Source organism: Parasphingorhabdus pacifica (assembly GCF_054779195.1).
This window is the reverse complement of record NZ_BAAGYS010000006.1, coordinates 129,229-155,035: the sequence shown is the minus strand read 5'-3', so window position 1 is coordinate 155,035 and position 25,807 is coordinate 129,229. Positions and strand designations below refer to the sequence as shown.

The 25,807-nt window shown below is 67.5% G+C and carries 32 protein-coding genes; 12 read left to right on the top strand and 20 right to left on the bottom strand.

Going from position 1 to position 25,807, the window contains the following annotated elements:
- Window positions 1-8: 8 nt before the first annotated feature.
- The 3 genes from ACYVAN_RS06815 to ACYVAN_RS06805 all read right to left on the bottom strand — a co-directional run bounded on the left by ACYVAN_RS06815 (window position 9) and on the right by ACYVAN_RS06805 (window position 861).
- Window positions 9-230: a hypothetical protein gene (locus ACYVAN_RS06815; protein ID WP_460956826.1), complete on the bottom strand. Its 222-nt coding sequence runs from the start codon at window positions 228-230 to the stop codon at window positions 9-11.
- A gap of 117 nt (window positions 231-347) precedes the next feature.
- Window positions 348-551, bottom strand: a complete 204-nt coding sequence (locus ACYVAN_RS06810) for a hypothetical protein (protein ID WP_460956824.1) — start codon at window positions 549-551, stop codon at window positions 348-350.
- 85 nt (window positions 552-636) lie between these two features.
- On the bottom strand, window positions 637-861 hold the full coding sequence (locus ACYVAN_RS06805; RefSeq protein ID WP_460956822.1) for a zinc finger protein: 225 nt from the start codon (window positions 859-861) through the stop codon (window positions 637-639).
- 130 nt (window positions 862-991) lie between these two features.
- Here ACYVAN_RS06805 and ACYVAN_RS06800 point away from each other — a divergent pair, with 130 nt between their 5' ends.
- The 3 genes from ACYVAN_RS06800 to ACYVAN_RS06790 all read left to right on the top strand — a co-directional run bounded on the left by ACYVAN_RS06800 (window position 992) and on the right by ACYVAN_RS06790 (window position 2,555).
- Window positions 992-1,825 carry a helix-turn-helix domain-containing protein gene (locus ACYVAN_RS06800; RefSeq protein ID WP_460956820.1) on the top strand — a complete coding sequence of 278 codons (834 nt, stop codon included), beginning with the start codon at window positions 992-994 and terminating at the stop codon, window positions 1,823-1,825.
- A gap of 3 nt (window positions 1,826-1,828) precedes the next feature.
- The gene (locus tag ACYVAN_RS06795; protein ID WP_460956818.1) at window positions 1,829-2,029 is read left to right on the top strand and encodes a DUF397 domain-containing protein; all 201 of its coding nucleotides are present in this window, start codon (window positions 1,829-1,831) and stop codon (window positions 2,027-2,029) included.
- Window positions 2,030-2,306: 277 nt separating this feature from the next.
- A complete protein-coding gene (locus ACYVAN_RS06790) occupies window positions 2,307-2,555 on the top strand; it encodes a DUF397 domain-containing protein (RefSeq protein WP_460956816.1) in 249 nt (82 codons plus the stop codon).
- A 19-nt stretch (window positions 2,556-2,574) separates the two neighbouring features.
- Here ACYVAN_RS06790 and ACYVAN_RS06785 read toward each other — a convergent pair whose 3' ends face one another.
- The 8 genes from ACYVAN_RS06785 to ACYVAN_RS06750 all read right to left on the bottom strand — a co-directional run bounded on the left by ACYVAN_RS06785 (window position 2,575) and on the right by ACYVAN_RS06750 (window position 10,414).
- On the bottom strand, window positions 2,575-3,138 hold the full coding sequence (locus ACYVAN_RS06785) for a hypothetical protein (RefSeq protein ID WP_460956814.1): 564 nt from the start codon (window positions 3,136-3,138) through the stop codon (window positions 2,575-2,577).
- Window positions 3,135-3,893 (bottom strand): WXG100-like domain-containing protein, encoded by a 759-nt coding sequence (locus ACYVAN_RS06780; protein ID WP_460956812.1) that lies wholly within the window; start codon window positions 3,891-3,893, stop codon window positions 3,135-3,137. Before ACYVAN_RS06780 ends, ACYVAN_RS06785 begins: the two co-directional genes overlap by 4 nt.
- Before the next feature lie 9 nt (window positions 3,894-3,902).
- A complete protein-coding gene (locus ACYVAN_RS06775; protein WP_460956810.1) occupies window positions 3,903-4,214 on the bottom strand; it encodes a hypothetical protein in 312 nt (103 codons plus the stop codon).
- Window positions 4,215-4,247: 33 nt separating this feature from the next.
- The gene (locus tag ACYVAN_RS06770; RefSeq protein WP_460956808.1) at window positions 4,248-4,937 is read right to left on the bottom strand and encodes a hypothetical protein; all 690 of its coding nucleotides are present in this window, start codon (window positions 4,935-4,937) and stop codon (window positions 4,248-4,250) included.
- Between the two features lie 167 nt (window positions 4,938-5,104).
- Entirely contained in the window at window positions 5,105-5,248 is a 144-nt protein-coding gene (locus ACYVAN_RS06765) for a hypothetical protein (protein WP_460956806.1), read from the bottom strand.
- Between the two features lie 10 nt (window positions 5,249-5,258).
- Window positions 5,259-6,371: an AI-2E family transporter gene (locus ACYVAN_RS06760; RefSeq protein ID WP_460956804.1), complete on the bottom strand. Its 1,113-nt coding sequence runs from the start codon at window positions 6,369-6,371 to the stop codon at window positions 5,259-5,261.
- 285 nt (window positions 6,372-6,656) lie between these two features.
- A complete protein-coding gene (locus tag ACYVAN_RS06755) occupies window positions 6,657-9,629 on the bottom strand; it encodes a sacsin N-terminal ATP-binding-like domain-containing protein (protein WP_460956802.1) in 2,973 nt (990 codons plus the stop codon).
- Window positions 9,626-10,414 carry a DUF3027 domain-containing protein gene (locus ACYVAN_RS06750; protein WP_460956800.1) on the bottom strand — a complete coding sequence of 263 codons (789 nt, stop codon included), beginning with the start codon at window positions 10,412-10,414 and terminating at the stop codon, window positions 9,626-9,628. The genes ACYVAN_RS06755 and ACYVAN_RS06750 overlap by 4 nt, the downstream gene beginning before the upstream one ends.
- A 138-nt stretch (window positions 10,415-10,552) precedes the next feature.
- On the opposite strand from ACYVAN_RS06750, the gene ACYVAN_RS06745 reads away from it, so the two are divergent.
- Together ACYVAN_RS06745 and ACYVAN_RS06740 are read left to right on the top strand one after the other, a co-directional pair.
- The gene (locus ACYVAN_RS06745) at window positions 10,553-11,398 is read left to right on the top strand and encodes a glutaminyl-peptide cyclotransferase (RefSeq protein WP_460956798.1); all 846 of its coding nucleotides are present in this window, start codon (window positions 10,553-10,555) and stop codon (window positions 11,396-11,398) included.
- A gap of 98 nt (window positions 11,399-11,496) precedes the next feature.
- A complete protein-coding gene (locus tag ACYVAN_RS06740; RefSeq protein ID WP_460956796.1) occupies window positions 11,497-11,976 on the top strand; it encodes a DUF2771 family protein in 480 nt (159 codons plus the stop codon).
- 79 nt (window positions 11,977-12,055) lie between these two features.
- Here the strand turns inward: ACYVAN_RS06740 and ACYVAN_RS06735 are convergent, their stop codons facing one another.
- A complete protein-coding gene (locus tag ACYVAN_RS06735) occupies window positions 12,056-12,457 on the bottom strand; it encodes a cold-shock protein (protein ID WP_460956794.1) in 402 nt (133 codons plus the stop codon).
- A gap of 350 nt (window positions 12,458-12,807) precedes the next feature.
- Between ACYVAN_RS06735 and ACYVAN_RS06730 the strand changes: the two genes are divergently transcribed.
- On the top strand, window positions 12,808-13,014 hold the full coding sequence (locus ACYVAN_RS06730) for a hypothetical protein (RefSeq protein WP_460956792.1): 207 nt from the start codon (window positions 12,808-12,810) through the stop codon (window positions 13,012-13,014).
- Window positions 13,015-13,138: 124 nt separating this feature from the next.
- Here the strand turns inward: ACYVAN_RS06730 and ACYVAN_RS06725 are convergent, their stop codons facing one another.
- Window positions 13,139-13,756, bottom strand: coding sequence for an HAD family hydrolase (locus ACYVAN_RS06725; protein WP_460956790.1), 618 nt, complete (start codon window positions 13,754-13,756; stop codon window positions 13,139-13,141).
- A 214-nt stretch (window positions 13,757-13,970) separates the two neighbouring features.
- Between ACYVAN_RS06725 and ACYVAN_RS06720 the strand changes: the two genes are divergently transcribed.
- Window positions 13,971-14,930: a R2-like ligand-binding oxidase gene (locus tag ACYVAN_RS06720; RefSeq protein ID WP_460956788.1), complete on the top strand. Its 960-nt coding sequence runs from the start codon at window positions 13,971-13,973 to the stop codon at window positions 14,928-14,930.
- A gap of 78 nt (window positions 14,931-15,008) precedes the next feature.
- Here the strand turns inward: ACYVAN_RS06720 and ACYVAN_RS06715 are convergent, their stop codons facing one another.
- Window positions 15,009-16,745 carry an AMP-binding protein gene (locus ACYVAN_RS06715; RefSeq protein WP_460956786.1) on the bottom strand — a complete coding sequence of 579 codons (1,737 nt, stop codon included), beginning with the start codon at window positions 16,743-16,745 and terminating at the stop codon, window positions 15,009-15,011.
- A gap of 120 nt (window positions 16,746-16,865) precedes the next feature.
- Window positions 16,866-17,507, bottom strand: a complete 642-nt coding sequence (locus tag ACYVAN_RS06710) for an N-acetylmuramoyl-L-alanine amidase (protein WP_460956784.1) — start codon at window positions 17,505-17,507, stop codon at window positions 16,866-16,868.
- Between the two features lie 397 nt (window positions 17,508-17,904).
- Here ACYVAN_RS06710 and ACYVAN_RS06705 point away from each other — a divergent pair, with 397 nt between their 5' ends.
- From ACYVAN_RS06705 to ACYVAN_RS06695, 3 genes are all read left to right on the top strand, one after another.
- Window positions 17,905-18,690, top strand: a complete 786-nt coding sequence (locus tag ACYVAN_RS06705) for a PhzF family phenazine biosynthesis protein (protein ID WP_460956782.1) — start codon at window positions 17,905-17,907, stop codon at window positions 18,688-18,690.
- Window positions 18,691-19,040: 350 nt separating this feature from the next.
- The gene (locus ACYVAN_RS06700; protein ID WP_460956780.1) at window positions 19,041-19,442 is read left to right on the top strand and encodes a YccF domain-containing protein; all 402 of its coding nucleotides are present in this window, start codon (window positions 19,041-19,043) and stop codon (window positions 19,440-19,442) included.
- A gap of 111 nt (window positions 19,443-19,553) precedes the next feature.
- A complete protein-coding gene (locus ACYVAN_RS06695) occupies window positions 19,554-19,928 on the top strand; it encodes a hypothetical protein (RefSeq protein WP_460956779.1) in 375 nt (124 codons plus the stop codon).
- Window positions 19,929-19,976: 48 nt separating this feature from the next.
- Here the strand turns inward: ACYVAN_RS06695 and ACYVAN_RS06690 are convergent, their stop codons facing one another.
- The 5 genes from ACYVAN_RS06690 to ACYVAN_RS06670 are packed head-to-tail and all read right to left on the bottom strand — an operon-like array spanning window position 19,977 to window position 23,815.
- Window positions 19,977-20,771 (bottom strand): HAD-IIA family hydrolase, encoded by a 795-nt coding sequence (locus tag ACYVAN_RS06690; RefSeq protein WP_460956777.1) that lies wholly within the window; start codon window positions 20,769-20,771, stop codon window positions 19,977-19,979.
- Complete coding sequence (locus ACYVAN_RS06685) at window positions 20,768-21,874, bottom strand: sulfate/molybdate ABC transporter ATP-binding protein (RefSeq protein ID WP_460956775.1); 1,107 nt, start codon at window positions 21,872-21,874, stop codon at window positions 20,768-20,770. The genes ACYVAN_RS06690 and ACYVAN_RS06685 overlap by 4 nt, the downstream gene beginning before the upstream one ends.
- On the bottom strand, window positions 21,871-22,674 hold the full coding sequence (locus ACYVAN_RS06680) for an ABC transporter permease (protein WP_460956773.1): 804 nt from the start codon (window positions 22,672-22,674) through the stop codon (window positions 21,871-21,873). Before ACYVAN_RS06680 ends, ACYVAN_RS06685 begins: the two co-directional genes overlap by 4 nt.
- Window positions 22,671-23,402, bottom strand: a complete 732-nt coding sequence (gene modA / locus ACYVAN_RS06675) for a molybdate ABC transporter substrate-binding protein (RefSeq protein WP_460956771.1) — start codon at window positions 23,400-23,402, stop codon at window positions 22,671-22,673. The genes ACYVAN_RS06680 and modA overlap by 4 nt, the downstream gene beginning before the upstream one ends.
- An 11-nt stretch (window positions 23,403-23,413) precedes the next feature.
- Window positions 23,414-23,815, bottom strand: a complete 402-nt coding sequence (locus ACYVAN_RS06670; protein ID WP_460956769.1) for a TOBE domain-containing protein — start codon at window positions 23,813-23,815, stop codon at window positions 23,414-23,416.
- Window positions 23,816-23,985: 170 nt separating this feature from the next.
- On the opposite strand from ACYVAN_RS06670, the gene moaA reads away from it, so the two are divergent.
- A complete protein-coding gene (gene moaA, locus ACYVAN_RS06665) occupies window positions 23,986-25,044 on the top strand; it encodes a GTP 3',8-cyclase MoaA (RefSeq protein WP_460956766.1) in 1,059 nt (352 codons plus the stop codon).
- Between the two features lie 4 nt (window positions 25,045-25,048).
- Entirely contained in the window at window positions 25,049-25,342 is a 294-nt protein-coding gene (locus ACYVAN_RS06660) for a MoaD/ThiS family protein (protein WP_460956764.1), read from the top strand.
- Window positions 25,343-25,807: the final 465 nt, after the last annotated feature.

The following is a 25,807-nucleotide window of genomic DNA, read 5'->3' as shown; positions in this document are numbered from 1 at the left end:
GGGCTGTTTTAGTCGACAGTGCGGTAATCGCCACAGCGCACCGCGCCCGCGCAGACCGAGCAAGTGGGGCGGGCGTCCGGTGGCGCAGTTTCGCGGGGTTCGGTCAGGACGCCGCAGACGCCGATGAGTTCGCTGCCGGTCCGATGCGGGTCGTCCAGCGGAATCACGTGGTTCTGGTAGCCGAACGCCACCCAGCAGGCGAACGGCGCGTCCGATGTGGACTCGGGCACGGTGCTCCTCGTTGCGGGAGTTCTCGGGGAGAGTGGCCGGGCGCGCGGGGGTTCGGGGAGAGGGCGCGCCCGGCCACTGGTGGACCGGCCCGGCCGGGGAAGCGGGCCGATCCGGTTTCACGCCGCCAACAGGCGATGTCTTCCGGCGGCGGCTGCTTCTCGCCGGCGTTCCGCTTCGATGGCGGCGATGACCTGCCACACCGTTCGACTGTCCGTGCGGCCGCAGCCGTGTTGGGCCGCTCGCGGGATGCGGGTAAGCGCCATGCTGAAAACGACGACGTTCAAGAAGATCAGGGTGGCCAGTTCGAGCCAGTAGTTCATGCGGGTTTGCTCCCCCAGCGCAGGATTTCCCAGGATTCGCGGGCCATCGGGCCGCGGTGCGAGTGTTTGCGGGTAGTAGCGCCGGTCAGTAGTCGCGGATCGCCAGCTGCCGCCAACAGGCCATGCACGTGTCCTCGCGAATCCAGTGCAGTTCCGAAGCGATCTGCTGCAGCTCATCCGAACTGACCTCGACACCGCACAAGGCGTGGACCACCACACCCGGCTCCGACCGCCGAGCCGCCAGGTCGAACGCATGCCGACCACCCGTGACCGGCTGCCACCGCCCCACCTTCGCCCCACCACTCAACATCCCTGACCTCCAAGAACCAACTGTTGCTAAATGTGAAAAGATAACTACACAGGGTCATCTGTTGCTGCAACAATGTCAGGTAGCTGCAACCAAGACAAGCGCGAAGTGATCACACGAAGGAGGGGCTTTCATGCCGCGTAGGAAGCCTGGCGTGCGTGCACGTGGCCTCGGTGCCGAGTTAGGGACGCTTCGCACAAACTCCGGTCTCAGCGTGACCGACGTGTCTGCACAGCTCGGGTGGTCAAAGTCGACGCTCTCCCGGCTCGAAAACGGACGGCGCAACATCACGGTTGAAGAAGTGGCCGCGTTGCTTGCGCTCTACGGGGTCACTGGCCAAGCACGCGACCGGCTCACCGAGATGGCAAGAAACGACGACGAACCTGGATGGTGGGAAGTCGGGCTGCCTGGCCTGCCATCCGAGTCCGCCACCCTTGCCAGCTATGAGGCGGAAGCCTCCGTCATGGTCAACTGGGAACCGTTGCTCATACCGGGATTGCTGCAGACGATGAGCTACACCCGCGCGTACATGCGGGCGGACGGTATTCCATATGATCAGATCGAGCTCCGGTTGACCGCTCGGTTACGCCGTCAGCAGGTTCTGCAGCACACAGAGGTCGAATATTCAGCGTTCATAGGCGAGGGAGCGTTGCGGGCAAACATCGGGGATCGAGAAGTGATGCTCGAACAACTCATCGCGCTAAACCAACGGTCGAGGTCGGTTCGTGTTCGCGTGGTTCCAACTCGCGTGCAAGCACACCCGGGCATGGTTGGAGGGTTCTTCATGCTTCAGTTCCCAACCGCCCGCCCAGTCGTCCACGTTGAGCTTGCTCGGTCGGCCGTCTTCCTCGACGAGACACCGATGACCGGGCCGTATCGCGATGCGCTGCAGCGCATCGACGCCGTCGCCTTGAACACGAGAGAATCTCAGCGAATGATTACAGGAATCATCGAAGAGCTGAGGTAACAAGTGCCCGAGTGGTCACGAACTCACTGGCGGAAGTCCACGCGCTCCGGATCAACATCCAACTGCGTCGAGGTCGGTTTCAACGCAGCGACAGTCGGCGTGCGCGACACCAAGGACCGCGCGGGCGGCATCATCACACTCTCCGAGGCCCAGTGGGCAGGCTTCCTCAGCGCGATCAAACGGGACCGCTACCAGCAACGTTGACGCCGGTCATCCGAGCGCCCCGGCTCGATCGTTGGGGGAGCTCGGATGACTCGACGTCCCGGTTCTCCCTAATCTGCCCCGAACTGCCCTGCCTTACCGCCGCGAGGCGTAGTGCTCCGGGCCCTCGTGCGTACTCCGGGTTTCGAGAAGCTGCCGCTGATTGCTGGATCCGGGCAGTGGCACGCGCACATAAAGTGGATCTTGCGTGCGGCCCACCGCGGAGTGAACCCCCCCGACGGTCACAGCACCTCTCGACGCGCGCGAGGCAGGGGAAACCATGCATGAAACGCACAGGCGCAAACCCGCTCGTTCCAAGACGTGCGCCCACCGCGACCGAACCGGCTGGCGCACCTCCAGCTACAGCGGAGCCGTCGGAAACTGTGTCGAAGTAGGCCACACCGGCGAGCTGATCGGCGTGCGCGACACGAAGAGCCGCGACAGCGGAACCCTCGCGTTCGCCAAACCAACGTGGGCCAGGTTCCTCACCTACCTCAAGACCAGCCAGCCTCCACCCCCTCACCGCTAGAAGGCGGCGAACGCCCCAGCTACGCGGTCGGGTAGTAGTGCTGACGCAGCAGGGACGGAGAAGGGCGCAGCAGCCACCGCGCGACGAAGAACAGGACACCTGTCACCACGACCAGCAAGGCAGGAAGCAGCAAGAACGCCGCAGCCTCAGCCCCAACGGACGGGCCCTCAACCACCCCCGATCCAGCGACCATCATCAGGTTAAAGCTGGACAGAACACCAAGAACGATTGCCCCGATCCAGATCACCAGCGCGAGTCGACAAGCACGGCGAGTAGACCACACATCCACAAAACCACGTGCGATGTACTTACGACCGAGCATCATCCCCACACCCGACAACACCGAAAAGAACGCCGATACCGCAGTCAAGATCGTCGTAAACGCGGCCGCCGGATGGTCAGCAACCTGAAGGTGCCCACCCCACCACACGGCGACGATCCCCACCACCAAGCTCACAACTACCGCGGTAGCCCCTACCCGCATCGACGTCGCGCGGATCTTGCCAATGAGCGAGTCAGGAATCCAAATGAACTGTTGCGGCGGCCCATATTGCTGCGGTGGCCCGTATTGCTGATACGTCACGCGTTCACACGCCAATCGGATGCGTCGCCGTCACTTGTAGTCGCATCGGTCATCTCGGTCCCGGACTTTTCCCACTGATCTCCAAGGCCGTCGATAGCTTGCTTGAGGGAACGCTGTTCCGAATCGATCTTGTCGAGGTGGGAGTTGAGAGATGTGATCGCCGTCGTAATCAATGCGATGTTAGCCGCAACCACAGTTGTGACGACCGCGATCCCCGCCGGGAGTCCCGCCACCGTGAAAGCCGACGCGATCGCACCGAATATCGCTACGGCAAAAGCGGCAAGCGCACACGTGATAGTTAACCAAAATGAATCAATCGAATCGCCCAGGCTGTGGAGCGACGAGTTGAGCTGGTCAGCGATGCCCTTGATCCCATTCAGGCCGTCGCTCTGAGTCGGAATCAGCGCCTTGTACGCCTCAGCCGCGCGTCCTTCCCACTCAACGTTGGCCCGCATGTTGTTGATGCCGATGTCACCAACAATATCCGCGATCGACGAGGACACCGAATTGGACCACTGGTCAGCGATCTGCTTCAAACCGTCGGCGTCGCCAGGCTGCTTCCAAAATTGACTGAGCTCCGCCCAAAACTCCTTTACCTTCTCTCTAAACTCACGCATCCCCTGCTGGATCGGTTCAATCAGATGCGAGAACATGTCCGGCACCCAGCTCAGCACGTCATTAACTTGGTCGAAGAACTCCTGGATCTTCGACTCCAACTCGGTTGATTTTGCCTGAGCGTCCGCCAACGCTGACATAGCCCCCCCTTACTGGATGGATTGAAGCCCCTCTTGAGCTCTTTTGTCATCAGATTCATATTGCTCCGCCGAGTCCCGTAAGTCTCCGCCGAGCTTTTCAAAGTATTTCGCGGCCTTCCCCAGCATGTCCTCAATTCCCGACCGAGCCGCTTCGTATGTCTGATCGATTCCTTTATCTATCCCGCACATATTTACCTGCGCGGGTTCGACGGTCAGACCCGCAACGGTTTCTTTTGGGCCGGTCAAGCTGCTTGACGCATCTTCCCAAACCCGCGCATCCACTCGCATCGCTTCGAGAGCGACCGCGATATGTCCCGACACAACGCCTCCTCGCAATATTTCAAGGCCGGACAACTACTGGGACGGTAAACCTACCGCGCGTAGGAGCTTTTGTGGATCTCGCACGAGCGCGTTGAGCTCCGATATAGCGGGACTGCTGGGCCCTTCCGCCAGTTCGCCCGGAGAAATCTGCTTTCCGAGATCTTGCAGAACGTCCAGAATCTCACCTTCAATTTCAGACTTGCGAACAGAGACCAACCAATCACCATCGGTCGAGACAGTGAGAATCTTGCCCCGTTGGGCGGACCCGTTTACATGGCCGCCCGAACTCGACGCAGAAGCAGGCTGGTCCACGACAGCCGACATTCGCTGCGAGAAATTCTGCAGATCGGCTGTGACCGCGTCCAGTACCCGGGCCACATCGTTCTTGCCGTAGTGGGACACGTCGGGCTCGGGCTGTTCCGTGGCACTGGATGCGCCTTCGCCAGTCTCAAGCCGATTCGCGAGCGCATGCATCGTGGCCGCGTTGGCTGCTTCCACGACACAAGCATCGAAGGCGCCGGACTCAACCAAGCGCTTCCAGTCATCCGCGAGCTTGACCGTCACCACCTCAGCCGATTCGGTCACGTACACAGTCACGTTTCCGCCGGCATCTTGTCCGGTTAAGGCATCCTCGTCAGCAGAATCGATATCGCTCGTTTTGTCCGGTTCCGGCTCTTCCCACGCCGCTCGCTCATCGTCTTCGTTCAATACCCAGTCATCCACCTGGCACAGGTTACCGGTAACCAATTGGTCGTATGGCCTTTTTCAGGCGTCCACTTCGACACGTCCAACGTCGTTCTGGCTGGCAGTTGCACCTCTGAATCGGTGTGGTTGATCTACCTAGTCGAGTGGACACAGCTCGCATCGATATCCGGCGGAGGCACTCCACCTCACGGGCATGCTCCAGCTTCCCGAACCAGCGCCAGCAGCTCCGAGACGAACGCCGGATCCGCGTACTCGATGATCACCGTCCGGCCGTCTTCGGACGTCCGAGCCCGCGTGACCTTCGGCAAGGAACCGAACACCCCCGGCATGCGTCCGCTCTCAGGTGGCCTCGGGGGCCGGAGCTGGCTCCTCCGCGGCATGCCGGGTGGTCTGCTGCCGCCGTTCGGCCTGTGCCTGCTGGAACAGGATCTTCAGGGCAGCCGCGATGGGCAACGCGGTCACCGCGCCAAGCACACCGGCCAGCGCGGCCCCGATCAGGATGGCTACGAACGCCCCGAGCGGGCTGAGTTCGACGGTCTTGGCGAAGACCCTGGGCGCGATGAGGTAGTTCTCCGCCGCCTGGTAGAGCATGAAGAAGATCAACGTGACGACCGCGAGCGTGATGCTCTGGCTCAGCGCTACGAGTGTCCCGGCCAGCGAGGCCAAGGTGGCGCCGACCTGCGGGATGGCGTCGAGCACGGCGACCACGAGTGCCAGCAGGAACGGGTAGGGCACGCCCGCGATGAAGAAGAACAGGAACGAGACGAGACCTGCGCACGCGCAGATCATGACCTGCCCGGTGACGTAGCCGCCGACGCGTCCCAGAGCGGTCCGAACTGCCTCTGCACGGTCGGAAGTGCCGGCGGTGCGCTGTGTGGCGGCGTGGATGCGGGGCATGGCCAGTGAGAAGTAGACCATCAGAGCCCCTGCGGTGACTGCGGCGAACACGCCGCCGAAAAAGGCGCCGACCGCGGCGAACCCGGCGGCCAACGTTCCGCAAAGCATGCTGCCGAGCTTGCCGATCGCGTTTTTGACCTGGTCATGCGTAGCCGGATCAGTCAGTTGTGCCTGCAGTGAGGTGCCGTTGCCGAACTTCGCGCCGAGCTGGGACAGTGTCTGCGGAGCCTGTTCCGCGAGCTGGCCGAGCTGCCGGGCGGCGAGCACCACCGCCAGCAGTGCGAGCGCACCGATGACGATCAGCACGGCGAGAACGATGGCGGTCACGGCCACTCCGCGCGGCCATCGGTGCTGGTGTAGCCAGGCCACGATCGGTTCGATGCCGAGGGCGATGAAGAATCCGAGGAAGATCAGGACGAGCATCTCCCGGACGGTGTAGGCCAGCGCGGCCCTTCGGTGCGGTCGCCTATCAAGTAGCGGCCGGCGTCGCTGGGCGGCGTGAACTTCGGCCGGGACGCATAGGCTGCCATTGTTTCCGCGAAGGGAGGGAACCATTGATACGAGCCGGATCCGGAATCATCGTCCTCAGCGTGCTGCTCTACCTCGTGGGGTCGCCGCTGGTGGCCGCCCCGGACGGGGCGGGCGCGAACATCGGCGCCGGGCTGCTCATGATGCTCGTGGGCGCTGTTTTTCTGCTCGGAGCGGCCCTGTCCGTCGCGGGAGTGGTCCGCCTGCTGATGTCGCGTCAGAACGGCTCGAAAAACCAGGACACCTCCTTACGCGAGTGGGCCGCACACCCCGCGCGGCCATGGAATATGCGGCCACTCCAAGCGAAACCGCTCAGCGCAGGAGGGTGGTGGCTTCCGGGTCGGCAAGCAGAGCCGCCAAGGCGAAACGTTCCTTCCAGCGGTCCGCCGACCACGCCAACGCCCGACCGAGGCCGTCCGGAGTGCGCTCCGCGTGCACCGCGCCGAACGCGTCGACCCACCAGTGCACGCGGTACGGCTCGCCCGCCCCCTGCACCCGCAGACCGTCGTACAACGTCACCTGGCCGTCCGGGATCGGAACGCCCAACAGCTCACACGACGTGGCCACGCGCCCGACCTCGCGCCAAGCCTGCACCTTGCCCTCGTCCTGCACCCGCATCGAGTTCTCCTCCGAGGCGAGCGGCAGGTCGAGCAGCTCCGCGAGAGCCTCCGCGTCGAACTCCTCCGGGCCACCACCCGAGACGACCAGCGGCGCATCCAGCACACCCAGCATCCACGGCTCGTCCAACACCGCAGCGCGCTCGGCGTCGACCACCGCACCCGAAACGGACCGGACCGAAACCGGCGTCTCCACCGCCCCCGGATCCACGATGCCTGCAGCCACCGACTCGGCCAACGCCCCGTGCGCGCGCAGCGCCGTGCCCGCGCGCACCGTGCGGGCCCGATCAGCCAACCGGCCCAGCACGTCCGCCGCGTCGTCCTCGGTGTCCACGCGCAGCTCGTCGCGCACCCCGGCCAGTCGCAACAACTCGTCGGGCAGGCCCACATCGGGAACCGGGTCGTACAAGCCCGCGATGCCGTCGGCCTCCGGCAGCCGCCACGCTCGAGGCGGCGCACCCGCCAACATCGCGAACCGCGCCAGCCACCACGCCGGATAACCACCCGGCTCCCGCAACGCGCGCGAACCGTCCGGATCCTGCGCCAGCAGCCGGATCGCCGCGGGCCAAGCCTCATCGGCCACCAAATCCAGATCGCGCACACCCGTGAACCGGGCCGGCGGCCACTGCTCCGGATCGGCGGCCTCGCGCTCCGCCCACCACAGGCGCGTATCGGGACACCGGTGATCGGGCTCGGTCGGCTCCTCCTCGGTCACCACCACGAAGCCGTCCAACACGCCAACCGACCGCAACAGGTGCCGCGACCAGCGCTCGGCGAAACGCGCGTCCAGCGCGCCCAGCGGGCCGTCCTCGCCGACCTCCTCGGTGGCCAGCACCTCCAGCAGCACCGCATCGGGCAGCAACAGTTCGTCGGCCCGGCGGAAATCACCACCCGACTCCGGCAACGCGAGCGCGCCGAGCCAGTCGCGCGAACGCGACAGATCCACCAGCCGCAGCACCGCATCGGCCAGCGGCCGCACGTCGACACCCGACCGGGCATCGGCGACGCTGCCGCGCACCGCCTCCGCCAACGCGGGCGAATCCAGCAGATCATCGGGACCCGCGCGGTGCGCGCCGAGCTTCTCCAGCAGCGGATGCGACACCCCGGGGTCGGCGATCCGCAACCCCGAAACATCCAGTGTGGACAGCAGTTCGGCCGGGTCGGACTCCTCGTCGATCAGCAGCACGTCCCGCATGCCCGTCACGGTGCGGCCGTCGACCAGCGGCACCGGCAACGCCGTGAACTCCTCGCGCGCGTACGGATCGACCGCCTCGATCGGCGCCAATGCCGCGTACAGATCGCGCCACCACGCCACCGGACGATCCAGCCCCGTCACCGCCGCGACCACCTCGGCCGCGCCCATGCGGGGCACCTCCAGCGCGCTCAGCGCCCGCCGGTGGCGCGCCTCGGACAGCTCCGCGGACGCCAGCCCCGGAACCACCTCCCGCAGCAGCTCCACCAGCTCCGGCGCGGCGTGGTCGACGACCTTCGCCTCGCGCGGGGCGACCGGCTCGTCACCGGCGCCCGGCAGCCACGCGGTGTCCCGCAGCCGCTCCAGCACGCCCAGCCGCAGCTTGTCGTCCACATCGGACAACGGAAATCCGGGGAGCGGGACCAGCGACGGGCGGTGTTCGGCGGTCAACTTCTCGATCAGAGCCGGGAAACAGGCGGCGGCCGAAGCCAACACCTCGTCCGAAGCCCGCGCCACCGCGACCCTGCGGCGATCCGCCTCCAGCGGAACGCTCGCCAGCAGCCGGGCGGGCAGCGACAACCGCTCCTCCGTCGGCGTCGGAGCGTGCAGCACGTCCTCGGCCAGCGGGATCGGCACACCGTCCGGATCCAGCGGAACCGCCCAGCACACCCACCAGCCCGTGCTGTGCCGGGCCTCCGCGCCCAGCTCGGCCAGCGCCGACTCGTCGAACACGCCCGAACCGCGGTGCACCAGCCACCGGGTGCTTCCGCCGGGGCCGCGCACCGTCAACCGGTCCGCGTCGTCGTCCTCGCGCCGCCACGAGCTGTCGCCGATCCGGACCTCCGCCAGCGCGGGCAACGCCAGCAGCAGATCGGCTGCCTGCTCGGTGAACGACTCCAGCAGCGCGTCCGCGTCCACGTCCGGACGCAACGGCAACCGGACCTCGGTGTCGAAGCCCGCAGGCGGTTCCTCGCCCACCGGCCACACCAGGCGCAACACCGGCACCGAACCGGCCCGTTCCGAAAGTTCGTCGGCCGCCGTGGGCAGCCGGGCCACCTCCGCGCGGGTTCCGGAGGCCGAGAAGGCCACCGCCCCGCTGCGCGAGACGACCCTCGGCTCGTCCGAAATCCCCAGAACCGCCGCGAAACCCACACCGAACCGGCCGACCGAACCGCTGCCGCGCTTGGCCGAAGCCCGCAGCGACGCCAGTCCGGCCACACCGTCGGCCGTCAGCTCCGCACCGGTGTTGGCGACCCGCAGCTCACCATCGACGATCCGCACCGACAGCACACCACCGGAACCGGCCGCGTCGGCCGCGTTCTGCGCGAGCTCGACCAGCAGCCGGTCGCGATAACCACCGAGCCGGAGATCCTCCTCGGCGTTGGCGTCCTCCCGGAAGCGAGTCGGCGACGCCTCCCACGCCTGGAGCACGGCCTGCCGGAGCGCGGCCGTGCCGAACGGATCGGCTCCGCTCACCCCCGGGACTCGTAATCGAACGTGGTGTCGTCGTACACGACCTCGGCCACCGGCACGGTCGACGAGGTGTCGATCTCGGCTTCGGAATGCGCGCCGCAGCCGAACTCGACGTGCACCACGTGGCCGTCGGCGGGGGCGACCTCGTTGCCGCACACGCCGAACGCCGTGCCGAGCGAACCGCCCAGGGTGACGAAGAATCCGCACGTGCCGCAGCTGCCCGGAGCCATCTTGGCCATCTCCGAGTCGGGGCCGAACTCGGCGTGCCAGCGCTCGGCGGCCGCCAACCGGCCCTCGCCGCTGAGCACCCGCTTGCGGCCGAAGCCCACCTCGTGGGCCAGTGCCTCGACCTCCGGAGAATCGTCCGACAGGTAGCCGGGCGACAGCCTCGGATCGTCCGGGCCGCTGGGCAGCAGATCGCCCGCGCTCAGATCACCGGGGCGCACCCGCTCGTTCCACGGCACCCATGCCGGTGCGGTCAACGCGCCGGAACCGGGCAGCAGGACGACCTCGCTGACCGTCACCGGGGCGCCGGAACCGGCGTTGGCCACGGTCACCGCCCACTGCCAGCCGACGTAACCGGGGTAGTTCGACTCGAAGAAGTGCGTCGCCGCGTGGGCGTCCTCGGAACGCACCCCGACATGCGCACCAACCGCCTCCATGCCCTCGGCGTCGAGGGTCAGCACGGGGGAACCGATCGGGTTCGGGCCGGGTGCCGCCTCCTCCTCGGCCGCGGCACGAGCGATGTCCACCGCATCGACGAGTGCCGCATCCGGTTGAGGCGGCACGCTTTCACCGCTCGGCTCCATTGCGGCTCCAAAAGGGGCGTCCGCACCGGGGCTGGTGGTCGGAGCTGGCATAGGCGTCACAGTCTCGATTGTGCCGCACGTGTCCGGTGGACCTGTCGCCCGTGTCAGGCTTTCGGGGTGCGGTTTCGACTCCTCGGCCCAGGACGTGCCCTCGTCGGCGGCGTGCTGGCCGTCGGCCTGTGGCTGACGGCCTGCGCGCCGTACGTACCACCCGAGCAAGACGGCCAAGCAAACCAGGAGCAAACCGAAAAGGACATTGTGCACCCGGAAAGCGTGCCACACCTTCGTGCGCATGTAATCGACGTGCACCCGCACGACCGCTCCTCGTTCACACAGGGCCTGGAACTCGCCGACGGCACCCTCTACGAAAGCACCGGACTGCGGGGCGAATCGATGCTGCGAGCGATCGACCCGGACTCCGGGCACGTGCACCGACAGACCCGGCTGCCTGCGAACTTCTTCGGCGAGGGCATCACGGTCACCGGTGACCGTATATGGCAACTGACGTGGCAGGAAGGGGTCGCGATCGAGCGGGACAGGCAGTCCCTGCGGGAGCTCCGGCGCGTGCGCTATTCCGGCGAAGGCTGGGGCCTGTGCCACGACGGGACCCGGCTGGTCATGAGCGACGGCAGCTCCCTGCTCACCTTCCGCGATCCGCGGTCCTTCGATCGGGTCGGAGAGATCACCGTCACCTCCGGGGGTGAACCGATCGAATCGCTCAACGAGCTCGAATGCGTCGACGGCCAGGTGTGGGCGAACGTCTGGGGCAGCGACCAGGTGCTGCGCATCGACCCCGGCACCGGCCACGTGAAGGCCGTCGTCGACGCCTCCGGCCTGCTCACCGCCGATGAAGCGGCCGACGCCGACGTACTCAACGGCATCGCCGCCGTTCCCGGAACCGACGAGTTCCTGTTGACCGGGAAGAACTGGCCGCACGTGTTCCGCGTGCGGTTCGCACCGTGAACTCCTGAGCACCCCGACCACCGATCAGCGACGGGTCCGGATGCGCTCGCCCACCCGCCCGTACCGGTGAGGGGGCGGCAAGGTCGTAGGCTCGCGACGTGCACCGAGGACTGAAACCGTTGCTGGCCGTGGCGGGCATCGCCGTTGCCGGCTGCTCCGCGCCCACCGAACCGCAGGTCACCTTCTACTCCCACGGGAATTCCGTGGAGGTTCAGCCCGCGCAGTACTGCGACGCCAGCGGGGAGGACTGCGCACCGCCGCCCGCCGACCCGGTCGGCGAGCTGGAGGTGCCGCCGGACACGCCGCTGCAGATCTCGGTTCCGCAGGAGGTCGCCACCACCCCGTGGCAGGTGGCGTTCGTCTACCGCACGGACACCGGCGAGGAGATCAACGGACGCAGTGAGGTCTTCTCGCCCACCCAGCGGCACTCCTACACGCTGCGGCTACCGCCCGAGGGCACGCAGCTCGAACACGTCGAGGTGCAGCAGTTCTCGGCCGTGCTCACCCCGGGCCCCGAAGGCGGCGTCAACTTCGGCATCGGCGGCAGCTGGGTCCTGGACGCCAAACCCGAGAAGTAAGCCAGAGCGATCCGCGGGGTCTCAGCGGCACCAGCCGCTTCCCCCACGCACCCAACGGGACCACCCGAAAATCAGCGAATCAGGCCCCAGGGTCGAGCTCGCGTGCCACGGCCCGCACCACTTCCCCAATCCGCTTCGAAACCTTGCGGTCGGGGTAGCGGCCGCGCCGCAGCTCGGGCTGCACCCTGGCTTCCAGGAGCTTGATCATGTCGTCGACCATGCCGTGCAGCTCGTCGGCAGGGCGGCGGCGTGCCTCGGCCACCGAGGGCGGCGGGTCCAGCAGCTGCACCTTCAGCGCTTGCGGACCGCGACGTCCCTGGGCCATGTCGAAGTCGACGCGTTGGCCGGTCTTGAGCGCTTCGACACCCGAGGGCAGTGCGGAGGCTCGCACGTACACGTCCTCCCCACCGTCCTGGGTCACGAAGCCGAAGCCCTTGTCCGCGTCGTACCACTTGACCCTGCCGGTCGGCACTGTCCTCACCGTTCCCTGTCGAATCCTCGCCCCGGAGCGACGTCCCTTGCGGGCGCCGATTGTGGGTGCTCGATCGTCACTGCTGTCGGCGCCATCCCGGAGGCGATCGATGGAGTCGATCGATCCCGACATGACGAAAGCGCCTCGGCCACGAAAAACTGCGTGCCCAAGACGCGTCATCCTAAGCGTACCCGGTAGCGCGTGGCGAAGCCGCCGACTCATCACCGGGTGGCGTGCGCGTGGCTCCCGGGGTGGGGCGGGTGTTCGACCGGGTGCTGCGCACCGGTGGCCACGTGCACGCGCCACCACGGACCGGGCCGGTCCGGACCACGTCCCGGCACGGGTTCTAAGCTGCGGTCATGGCCGGATCGAGTTCCAGTTTCCCAGCGCTGCCCGTGTCGATCGTTCTTTTCGGGATGGGCCTGCTGGCCACGGTGGCGATCTTCGCGCTGTACGCGGCCGGTTACGAGAATCTGCCGGTCTGGTTGAACGTGTCGACGATGCTCGCCCCGCTCGGGCTCATCGTCGGCGTCGTGACGCTGGTGGTCACCGCGCGCAAGCGCTGACCCCCGACGGTGCTGATCCCCGACGGTGCTGACCTCCAACGGCGCTGATCCCCGACGGTGCTGGCCTCCGAGAATGCTGATCCCTGGCTGGTGCTGGCCTCCGAGAATGCCGGTTTGCGATGACTCAGCGGGCGAAGAGCCAGGAGGGGAACTCGGTGAGGTCGTGGAGCACGACGTCGGCTCCGGCTTCCCGTAGCGCCTCCGCGTCGAAGGGGCCGGTGGCCACTCCGACCGCCGTGGCTCCGGCGCTCCGCGCGCCGAGGATGTCGCCCAGGTGGTCTCCCACGTAGATCGACGCACCCTGTTCCCGCAGCGCCGCGCCTTTGTCCGCGGCGTACACGTCGCCGCACAGGTGGTCGACGTGCCACTCCATCGCTTTGAGGTGCAGGGCGGCGTTGGGTTCGTACTTGCCGGTGATCACGAGGGTGCGACCGGACGCTTCGCGCACCGCGTCCAGGGCGGCGTCCGCGCCCGGCATAGAGGTGGTCCGGTCGATCACCACGCTCGGGTACAGCTCTCGGAAGCGGGCCACCAGCGCGTCGACCAGCGGTGATTCGAAGCCGTATTCGCGCAGCACGTCCGGCAGGGGTGGGCCGAGGTTCGCCGCGAAGCGTTCTCCGTCGATGCGGAGGTCGAATTCCTGGTTGAGCAGGTCGAACATGCGGACGATGCCGGGGCGGGCGTCGATCAACGTGAGATCGAGATCGAAGCCGACGGTGGGCCCGGAACTGTGGAACGTCACCTGCCCAGGTTAAGCAACGAGCTGGGCATCCTGACATCGAGGGCGCTGTTCGGCCCCTCGAAAGGCCCGCGCAGAGGCTCTGGAACGGCTCGGCAGGCGCTCCGGAAGGCCGGGGCAAGCACTCCGGAAAGGCTGGGCAGGCACTTGACTCGAAACTGAGTCGTATCGAAAATCACGGGTAATACGTCTCACAACCGCCACGCTGGAGCCGACCATGACGAACGCCGCGACAACCTCACATCGCGAGGACTTCCACTCGCTCCGCGCGGGCGGCCTGAACTGGGATTCCCTCCCGCTTCGCCTGTTCAACAAGGGCAACGCGAAGTTCTGGAACCCGACCGACATCGACTTCAGCCAGGACGTCGAAGACTGGCAGCAGCTCAGCGACCTGGAGAAGTACAGCGTGGCGACCCTGTGCTCCCAGTTCATCGCGGGCGAGGAAGCCGTCACCCAGGACCTGCAGCCGTTCATCGCCGCCATGGGCGCCGAAGGCCGCTTCGGCGACGAGATGTACCTCACTCAGTTCTGCTTCGAGGAAGCCAAGCACACGCAAGCGTTCCGGCTGTGGATGGACGCCGTCGGCCTGGACGCCGACCTGCACGAACACGTGCAGGACAACCCCGGCTACCGGGCGATCTTCTACGAAATCCTGCCCGAGGTGCTGAACGCCCTGCACGACGATCCGAGCGCGGCGAACCAGGTGCGCGCCTCGGTGACCTACAACCACGTCGTCGAGGGCAGCCTCGCGCTGACCGGGTACTTCGCCTGGAACAAGATCTGCCGCAGCCGGGGCATCCTGCCCGGGATGCAGCAGATCGTCCAGCGCATCGGGGACGACGAACGGCGCCACATGGCGTGGGGCACCTTCACCTGCAGGCGGCACGTCGCCGCCGACGACAACAACTGGAACGTCGTCGAGGAGCAGCTGCAGACGCTGCTGCCGCACGCGCTGGCCCAGATCCAGTGGCGCCCGGACGACTTCCCGGAGGAGCACCCCTTCGGTCTGGACATCGAAGAGCTCAGTGCCTACGCCTCGGACCGCGCCACCCGCCGACTGGGCGCGATCTCCTCGGCGCGGGGAGTCGCGGTCGACAAGATCGACGTCGACGCCTCCCCCGAACGTCTCGAAGACCAGTTCGGCGAAGAGGACGCCAAGACCCTCGCGGCCCTCTGATGAACCTCAGCCCCGACCGGAGCCGTGTGCCCGGCTCGGGTCGGGGCTGTACCCGCGTGATTCCGTCGGCGGCCCGGCTCAGGCGTCCAGGTCGAGGAACCGCTTGGCCTGCTCGCGCATCTCGACCTTGCGAACCTTGCCGGTCACCGTCATCGGGAACTCGTCGACGACGTGCACGTAGCGCGGAATCTTGTAGTGCGCCAACTTGCCCCGGCAGAACTCCCGCAGCATCTCGGCGGTCATCTCGGGCGCGCCCTCGCGCAGCCGCAGCCACGCCATCAGTTCCTCGCCGTAGCGCGGGTCCGGAACGCCGATGACCTGGGCGTCCAGCACATCGGGATGGGTGTAGAGGAACTCCTCGATCTCCCGCGGGTAGATGTTCTCGCCACCCCGGATGACCATGTCCTTGATGCGTCCGGTGATGCTGACGTAGCCGTGCTCGTCCATCACCGCCAGATCGCCGCTGTGCATCCACCGGGCGGCGTCGATCACCTCGGCCGTCTTGTCCGGCTGCTCCCAGTAGCCGAGCATCACCGAATAGCCGCGGGTGCACAACTCGCCGGCCTCACCACGAGGAACGGTCAGCCCGGTGACCGGATCCACGATCTTGACCTCAAGGTGGGGGCCGACGCGGCCCACAGTGGACACCCGCCGCTCCACCGAATCGTCGGCGCGGGTCTGCATGCTGACCGGCGAGGTCTCGGTCATGCCGTAGCAGATCGCGACCTCCGACATGCCCAACCGGTCGATCACCTGCTTCATCACCTCGACCGGGCACGGTGAGCCCGCCATGATGCCGGTGCGCAGCGAACCGAGGTCGAAGTTGTCGAACTCGGGGTGGTCGAGCTCGGCGATGAACATCGTCGGCACCCCGTACAGCGAGGTGCACCGCTCGGCGGCCACCGCCGAAAGCGCGGCCTCGGCCTCGAACCCCTCGGACGGGATGACCATCGCCGAGCCGTGGGACGTGCACGCGAGGTTGCCCATGACCATGCCGAAGCAGTGGTAGAAGGGCGGCACGATCGCGACCCGGTCGCGCTCGGTGTACCCGCACAGCTCGCCCACGAAGAACCCGTTGTTGAGGATGTTGTGGTGCGAGAGCGTTGCGCCCTTCGGGAAACCGGTGGTGCCCGAGGTGTACTGGACGTTGATCGGGTCGTCGGCGCTGAGACCGGCCATCGCCTCGGTCAGCCGTTCCGGATCGCTCCGGCGGCCGGCATCCAGCACCGCGTCCCAGTCGGTGTCGCCGAGGAAGAGCACCCGCTCCAGCGCGGGACACTTCGGACGGACTTCGTCGATCATCTTGACGTAGTCCGAGTTCTTGAAGCTGCGGGCGGACACCAACATCCGCACCCCGGCTTGGTTGAGCACGAACTCCAGTTCATGAACCCGGTAGGACGGGTTGATGTTGACCAGAATCGCGCCGATCTTCGCGGTCGCGTACTGCACGACCGTCCACTCCGCGCGGTTGGGCGCCCACACACCGACCCGGTCGCCCTTGCCGATGCCTTCGCCCAGCAGGCCCAGTGCGAGCGCGTCGACATCGGCGACGAACTCCCGGTAGGTCCAGCGCCGACCGGAGCTGTACTCCACCAGTGCATCGCGGTCTCCGACGCGCCCGGCCGTCCGGTCCAGATTCGCGCCGATCGTGTCTCCCAGCAGCGGGACGTCGGAAACACCCGACGCGTAGCTCGGTTCGGCGGCTTTGTCCACGTTGACCTCCGGACTCTTGTGACGAGAGCCACCCATCATCGCCGACGTGTCCGCATCAGTCGACCCTTCGGGAGCCTTCGAGGCCGGCTCGCGATCGACCAACGGAACGAGCGGCGTGCGACGTCCGGGCGCACGAACCGGTCACCTGCACCGCGCAACGCCGAACCGAGCCACCACGGCCCGATCAATACCGGACAAGGCCGGCCAGGAACGGGACCGACATCAGTTCGTCGCGTAGCTCCGGACCAGGCTCATGTACTCGTCCCAGTCCCAGTTCGAGCCGGGATCGGTGTGCGTGGCACCGGGCACCTCGTTGTGGCCGATGATGTGGTCGCGATCCAGCGGAATGTCGTACCGGTTCGCGATGTCGGCGGTCAGCTGTGCCGACGATTCGTACATCTCGTCGGTGAACCATTCGGGCTCGTCGACCCAACCCTCGTGCTCGATTCCGACGGAGGTCTGGTTGTACGTCCAATTTCCGGCGTGCCAGGCGATGTCGTTCTCCCGAACGCTCTGCGCGACCTGCCCGTCCGAGGACCGGACCGTGTAGTGCGCCGAAACCTGCGCATCGGGATTCTGGAACCAGGCGAGCGAACCGTCGTAGGACCCCTGCGTCACGTGGATGACGACCTTGTCGATCGTGTTCGTACCGGGGCGGTCCGCGCCGGTGAAGTTGGAGGTGTGCGCGGGCACCCAGTTGGCGTCCGGGTAGTCGGTTTCGGCGGTGAGCTGCTGGCTGGTGGCCGTGGGCGGATCGGGAATGCCGGGACCGCTCGACTCCGCGTGAGCGAGACCCGGCGTGCATAAGCCGACACCCAGCACCATCGTTCCGGCGGCGAGCGTGGCCGCCACGTTCTTGCGCATAGCGATCTCCTGAATTTCGAACGAACGAATCGGACGGTGGGCAACTTTCCAACTTCGCCCACCGGCTGACAAGACTCGCTCGTACTGAAAATCAGGGTTGTTATCCGTGCGCAACAAATGCGACCGAACAGCCCATCGGAATCGTCCCCGACGAGGGCAACGCACTGCTCCGAGAATGGCGATAACACGAAAAGGACGAACCGTCGGAATTGTCGAAAACCCGCCAGAAAGGCGCGAATTCCGGCAATTTCCGGGTCGGCGCGGCACAACTCGGCGAACCGCCGGACCACGGGATCCCCGAAACCGGCGAAGCGCACCGCTCATCCGACAGCGGGCAGCCGGCCACGCCCCACCGCGAAACCGTCCCGGATGGGAGGTGGGTCACTACAGTGGCACCGTGCGCACCTACGTGATCGACTCCTTCACCGACGCGGCGTTCCACGGCAATCCCGCCGGAGTGGTCGTGCTCGACGCTCCCGCCGAACCCGCCTGGATGCAGTCGGTGGCCAACGAACTGAACCACTCCGAGACCGCGTTCGTCGTCAACGGTCCCGCTGACCAGCCGAAACCGCTGCGGTGGTTCACCCCCACCACCGAAGTAAACCTGTGCGGGCACGCGACGCTGGCCACCGCGCACGCCCTCGGTGGCGACCAGCGGTTCGACACCCGGAGCGGAGTGCTGACCTGCCTCGCCCGCGAAGACGGCTCCATCGAGATGGACTTCCCCATCGACCGGACCGAGCCCGTCGAGCCACCCGATGACCTCGCCGCCGGACTACCGGGCACGACCATCGAGGAAGTCGCGCGGGGCGCGGAGAACGTGCTGGTGCTTCTCGGGTCCGCCGCGGAGGTTCGGGAACTGGTGCCCGACATCGGGAAGCTGGCCGAAGTCCCTGCGCAAGGCGTGATCGTCACGGCACGCGGTGACCGGGACGGCATCGACTTCGTCAGCCGCTACTTCGCGCCGCGGGCCGGGATCGACGAGGACCCGGTCACCGGGTCGTCCCACTGCACCTTGGTGTCCTGGTGGTCGACGAAGCTCGACCGGACGGCCGAAGGCAGCGAATTCACCGGCGAGCAGGCGTCAGCCCGAGGCGGTGTGATCGGCATGGTGCTGCGCGGCACCCGCGTCGGCCTGCGGGGGCGCGCCGTGACCGTGCTCGAAGGCGACCTCCGCACCTAGAACCGTGCGCGTGGTTCGGCTACCTGCGTGCTCGGTGGCGGAACCTCCGCAGTCTGCTCGCTCCGGGAGCTCCGACTGGAGTATGCCCATACGCGGCGTCGAAGCTGTCCTCGCGAGCAGACTCCGGAGAACCCGCGGGTGGTCCGGCTGCGTGGGTGGTGGAAGCGCTTGGCGCCGCTTGAAGGCGCTGCGGAGCGAAGCGACCCCATGGGGGGCGGTGGTTGGGCGACGGGTGGGCCCCAGGTTCCGCCTCCGAACCACCACCGCCAGTCTGATCCCATCAGAAGCCCTGAAGCCAACTCCGGGGGAGCATGGAGGACGGCTGCGGCTGAAACTGGCACGCTGAACTCATGCGCCTGCTGTTGAACCTCATCTGGCTCGTCTTCGGCGGTCTCGTGCTGGCGTTCGGTTACGCCGTCGCCGGGATCGTGCTCTGCGTGACGATCGTCGGCATCCCGTTGGGGATCGCATCCCTGCGGATGGCGAACTTCGCACTGTGGCCGTTCGGCAGGAGAGTCGTGGACGATCCGTCCGCCGGCGCGTGGTCCGGGGTCGGCAACATCGTCTGGATCGTGCTCGCCGGCTGGTGGCTGGCGCTCGGGCACATCGCCACCGGCATCGCCATGTGCATCACGATCATCGGAATCCCGCTGGGCATCGCCAACTTCAAACTCGTGCCGGTATCCCTGCTGCCGATGGGAAAGCAGGTGGTCGAGACCGACGCAGCGCACGCGTTCGCCGGCCGCGCGTGAGGCGAATCCGGCCCCACAACGTGAAAAGATGAGCTACCGCGCGGATCACGTTACGGTTGCCGCCGACAACCACTCTGACCTGGCGTCGATTGTCCGACCACGGGGGCGCGCATGATCACCGATCTGGAGTTGGAGAAAGTCGCGGCGGCCATCGAACGGGCCCTGCTCCGCTCTGACGACAGTGCCGGCTGGCCGCAAGTGGAACGGTTGCGGCTCCACTCCGATCTGCTCGATCGGCTAGCGGCGGCCCAGCGGAACTGGACCGGCTCGCTCAGTAGACAGGCCGAGCTCGTGCGGGACTCGGCCGAGCGGCTCGCCGACGATCTCAACCAGGTCGCCAGTGCCATCGCGTCGTCCACCGAGCCCGACGTGTCCGGCGCCGTGCCGGAGCAGTCCACAGGAGACTCGTTTCGGCCGCGCTGGGTGACCCGAGCGGGGACGCTCCCCAGGCCGGGGGAGGTCGTCCCCAGCGGCACGGCGTGGTGAGGGCGAACTCGCCCGCACCACGCCGGACCTGTCGGTCGCGCGCCGTGCTCAGGCGCCGAACGGGTCTTCGACGCGGCCGACCAGGTCGGCGACCGAACCGATGACCTTCGTCGGCCGGTAGGGGAACAGCTCCGCCGTGCTCTCGTTCGAGATGCCCGAGAGCACCAGGATCGTCTGCAGCCCGGCCTCCAGCCCGGACCGGACGTCGGTGTCCATCCGGTCGCCGATCATCAGCGTGTTCGCCGAGTGGGCGCCCAGCGTGCGGAGGGCCGAGCGCATCATCAGCGGGTTCGGCTTGCCGACGTAGTACGGCGCTCGTCCCGTCACCCGCTCGATCAGCGCCGCCACCGCGCCGGTCGCGGGCAGCGTGCCTTCTCGGCTCGGCCCCTTCTCGTCGGGGTTGGTGGCGATGAACCGGGCACCGCCCTCCACGAGCCGGATCGCCTTGGTGATCGCCTCGAAGCTGTAGGTGCGGGTCTCGCCGAGGATCACGTAGTCCGGGTCCCGATCGGTGAGCACGTATCCGATGGCGTGCAGGGCGGTGGTGAGCCCCGACTCTCCGACGACGAATGCCGAACCGCCGGGCCGCTGCTTCTCCAGGAACTGCGCGGTCGCCAGCGCCGACGTCCAGATCGCCGACTCCGGTATGTCCAGGCCGGTACGCGACAACCTGGCCCGCAGGTCACGCGGGGTGTAGATCGAGTTGTTGGTGAACACCATGAACGGAATGCCCCGGTCGCCGAGCTCGGCGAGGAACGCATCCGCGCCCGGCACCATGTGCTCCTCGTGCACGAGCACGCCGTCCATGTCCATCAGGTAAGTCCAGGGGGATGCTTCAGTCACATCCCGGATGATCCTCCCGATACGGGGTGGATGGCCACCTCAGTCGCCTTGATGGTGAACCACACGTCGTCACCCGTGGCCAGCCGCAGCTCGACGACCGCCGCGAAGGTGACATCGGCCGCGAGGTCGAACGGCGAACCGGCGGTGCTCGTGCGGGCCCGCAGCCGCACCACATCGCCCCGTGGTTCGAGACCGGTCACCCGCACCGGGACGACGTTGCGGGGGCTGCCGTGAACCGGTTCGCGATGCACGGCCACCGCACCGGGGGAGAACACGGCGGCCGCCGGTTCACCGGACTCCACGGGTTCGGCGGGCCGTCCGAGCACGGTGATGTCCCCGACCGCGATCCCACCGTCGGTGGTCGGTCCGGTGAGCAGGTTGAGTCCGGCGATCCGGGCGGCGAAGGGCGTGCGCGGGCGGGTCAGCACCTCGCGGGCGGACCCCTGCTCCACGATGTCGCCCTCGGCGAGCACCGCGACTCGGTCGGCCAGCACCACCGCGTCGAGCACGTCGTGGGTGACCAGCACGGCCGGTTCTTCCTGCCGTTCGAGCACGCGGTGGAGCAGGCCGCGCATCGCGGGGGCGGCGTCGACGTCGAGCGCGGCCAGCGGTTCGTCGAGCAGCAGCAGTTCCGGCGAGGGGGCCAGCGCCCGCGCGAGCGCGATCCGTTGCGCCTGGCCACCGGAGAGCTCGCCGGGCTTGCGCTCGGCGAGGTCGGCCGCGTCCACCTCGCGCAGCCACCGCAGGGCGAGCTCACGCGCCCGGGAACGCCCGGCCCCGGCGGAACGGGGCCCGAAGGCGACGTTCTCCAGCGCGGACAGGTGCGGGAACAGCAGGGTGTTCTGGGCGAGCAGCCCGACCCCCCGCCGGTGGGTCGGTACCCGGATGCGGCGTTCGGTGTCGAGCCACACGTCGTCGCCTACCGCGACCCGCCCGCTCGCGGACTCGGAAAGTCCGGAGAGGACGGACAGCAGGGTGGACTTGCCGGACCCGTTGGGACCCAGCACCGCGAGCACCTCGCCGCGCGGTACGTCGAGGTCGCCGCGCAGGCGGAAGGTTCCCCGCCGCGCGTGGAAGTCGGCTCGCAGCCCGCTCGCGCTCATCCCAAGCCCGCCTTCGGCCTGGCGAGCACGATCACCAGCAGGGCCACGACCACCAGCAGCAGTGACATCGCCACCGCGGCGTCCACATCGGTCTGTGCCGTGGTGTAGACGGCGAGCGGGAGGGTGCGAGTGGTGCCCTGCAGGCTCCCGGCGAAGGTGATCGTCGCGCCGAACTCGCCGAGAGCCCGCGCGAAGGTCAACACCAGCCCGGAGCTCAGCGCGGGCAGCAGCAGCGGGATCGTGACTCGCCGGAACGCCAGCCACGGCCCGGCACCCAGCGTCGCGGCGACCCGCTCGTAGCGGGCTCCGGCGGTGCGCAAGGCGCCCTCCAGACCGACGACGAGGAACGGCATGGCCACGAAGGTCTGGGCCAGGATCACCGCTCCGGTGGTGTAAGGCAGCCGGAGACCGACCACGTCGAGCACCTGCCCCAGCGGTCCGGTCCGCCCCAGCAGGTAGAGCAGTGCGAGTCCCCCGACGACCGGCGGCAACACCAGCGGCAGCAGCACGAACGCGCGCAGCACCCGCACGCCGCGCAATCGGGATCTGGCCAGCACGAGGGCGAGCGGCACGCCCAGCAGCACCGACAGGCCGGTGGAGATCAGCGCGGTGTACACCGACAACCGGAGCGCCTCCAGTGCCGCTCGGCCGGTCAGCAGCGGGACCAGTCGGCCGGGGTCGACCCGCAGCAGCAGCCCGGCAACCGGAAGCGCCACCAGCGCCAGCCCCAGCACGGCGGGCAGCCACAGCAGCGCCGGGACGCCTCCCGCGGGGGATTCCCGCGACTCGGGGGTCTTCACGGCGCCTCGAACCCGGCCCGGCCGAGTACCTCCCGCCCGACCGGGCCACGCACGTAGTCTGTGAACTCGTCGGCCAGTCGGGGGTGTTCGGTGCTGTCGATCTTGGTGATCGGGTAGGAGTTCAGGGCCTCCCGCGAGGTGGGGAAGTCGACCGCAGTGACCTGGCCCTTGGCCGCGCGCGCGTCGGTGACGTAGACCAGTCCGGCATCGGCCTCGCCCGCCACCACCTTGCGCAGCACCGCTTTGACGTCGTTCTCCTCGCTCACCGGCCGCAGTTCGACACCGGCAGCCTCGGTCGCCCGTGCGGTGGCGTCCCCGCACGGGACGGGTTCGGCACAGCTGACCACCACGCGGCCGGGTGCGTTGAGGTCGGCCAACGAGTCGATCCCGTGCGGATTGCCCGGTTGCACGGCGATGGTGAGGCGATTCGTCGCGAACACCGCGGGAGCGCCCTCGGCGACCCCGCTGTCGACGGCCTTGCGCATGTTGTCCTGATCGGCCGAGGCGAAGACGTCCGCGGGACGCCCCTGGCGCAGCTGCTCGGCCAGGATCGACGAGCCCTGGAAGTCGAATCGCACCCGGACACCGCGATGTTCGGCGCTGAACCGCTCCCCCAGTTCTTCGAAGGGTTCGGTCAGCGAAGCCCCGGCGAGCACCGTGATCGTCGGCTGCTCGGCAGCACCCGCACAGCTCGACGAACCGGCGATCAGAGCCACCGCGACCGCCACGAATCGGACTCTCATCGCGACCTCGGCGTTTCGACGACGACGTTGGTGGACTTGACCACCGCCACTCCCAGCACGCCCGGTTCGAGGCCCAGCTCGCGCACGGCCTCGGTGCTCAGCAGCGACACCACCCGGTGCGGCCCGCACTGCATCTCGACCTGGGACATCACGTGGTCGGAGATCACCTCCGTGACCAGGCCGACCATCCGGTTGCGGGCGGAACGGCCGACGCCGGAGGGGTCCGGAACCGATCTCGCCTGCTCACGGGTGAATCCGGCCAGCAGAACACCGTCGATGACCAGCCGGCCGGAGCCGTCGTGCTCGGCGGCCAGCTGACCGCTGTCGACCCAGCGACGAACCGTGTCATCGCTGACTCCGAGGAGCCCGGCGGCTTCGGAAATCCGATAATGCGGCACGATAAGGACTGTATATCCGCACCTGCGGAGAAAGACAGGGAAACGGTCCGTTTTCGCGCGGCCGCACGCTCGATTTCGCCCGTTCGCCTCAACCGCTCGGAGCAAGATTGTCCGAATCAAACCTCTCGGCACGATCGATATGTGGCGGTGACACGGGTTAGGGTCGAGGAGTGAGCGAGGTAGAGCTGGGGATTCCCACCGTGAAGAGCGCGGTGGACATGTCGGCACGTCCTGACACGCCCGCACTCGTGGACCGGTTCGGTCGGGTCGCTACCGATCTCCGGGTCTCGTTGATCGACAAGTGCAACCTCCGCTGCACTTATTGCATGCCTGCCGAGGGACTGCCGTGGCTCAAACGCACGGAGATGCTCGACACCGACGAGATGAACCGGCTGCTGCGGCTCGCCGTCGAAGAGCTCGGCATCACCAACGTCCGGTTCACGGGTGGTGAGCCGCTGCTGCGCCAGGACCTGGTCGACATCATCACTGCGACCTCCGCGTTGCCGGACGGCCCGAAGACGTCGCTGACCACCAACGGAATCAACCTCGGCCAGTTCGCCGACCAGCTCGTGGCCGCCGGGCTGGACCGGGTCAACGTCTCACTCGACACCCTGCGGTCGGACACCTTCCACGAACTCACGCGACGGGACCGCTTCGACGACGTGCTGGCGGGCCTCCGCGCTGCGAAGTCCACCGGGCTCGAACCGGTGAAGGTCAACGCGGTGCTGCTGCGCGGGGTGAACGAGGACGAAGCCTGCGATCTGCTCCGGTTCTGCCTGGATCAGGGCTACCAACTGCGTTTCATCGAGCAGATGCCGTTGGACCCGCAGCACAACTGGGATCGCGAACAGATGATCACGGCCGATGAGATCCTCGAACGCCTCGGCCGGGAATTCGACCTCACCCCGCACGTGGCCGAACGCGGTTCGGCTCCGGCGGAGCGCTGGCTGGTGGACGGCGGCCCCGGAACCGTCGGGGTCATCGGTTCGGTCACGCGACCGTTCTGCGAGGCGTGCGACCGGACGCGGCTGACCGCCGACGGCCAGCTGCGCTCCTGCTTGTTCTCGACCACGGAGACCGACCTGCGCGGTCCCATGCGCGACGGCGCGAGCGATGACGAGCTGGCGCGGCTGTGGCGGGAGACGATGTGGGCGAAGGCAGCGGGCCACGGCATGGATTCCAATGGGTTCGCCCAGCCGTCCCGGCCGATGAGTTCGATCGGCGGGTGAACCGTTGACCTCCGCATCCGACCAGACCGAAACCGGGATCGCGGTGCGGGTCCGGTATTTCGCCGGTGCCCGGGCGGCCGCAGGCGTGCCGGAGGAAACGGTTCGCGTCGCACGCGCACAAGGACCGGTGACGGCCGCCGACATCGTCGATGCGGTGCTGGCCGAGCACGGCGAACGCCTGGAGCAAGTCGTGGCCTCGTGCAGTTTCCTGCTCGACGGCGTCGTGGTGCGCGACCGGACCGCCGAGGTCCACGAGGGAGCGGAACTCGACGTTCTTCCGCCGTTCGCGGGCGGCTGAACCCGGTCGCTCACCGAGCGTCGTCGAGCAGTGACGCCGGTTATTCCCGCATTCGATCAGCCCGTCGGAAGCACCGGCGGACGCGGCGCGCGACATGCCCTTCAACCGCGCTGAGTCGCGCTCTGCGCGGTTCCGGTGGCGACCACAGCCCGTTTCCCCGCGCCCGGGTTATTCCTTACTCATCTGCACGCGAGTGCGCGCGTGCGCGCAATACCGCATGAGCCAGCGTGTCGGACACACTCGGCCGGGTGAAGTTTCGGCGTCGATCCACACCGTCACGGGCCGGCTGCGGACGGTGAGTACCGGATGCGCCTACAAGCTCCAATCGCCTACGGCGGCGATTACTATCCGCGTCAGATCAAACTCGTAAAGTGATCAGTCGACGAGCGCCGAAACGCGGGCGAGAGGCGCCGGATCTGGGTGGCACGTGCCTGGTTGCCGGGTTTCAAAGGCGAAAACTCCGTG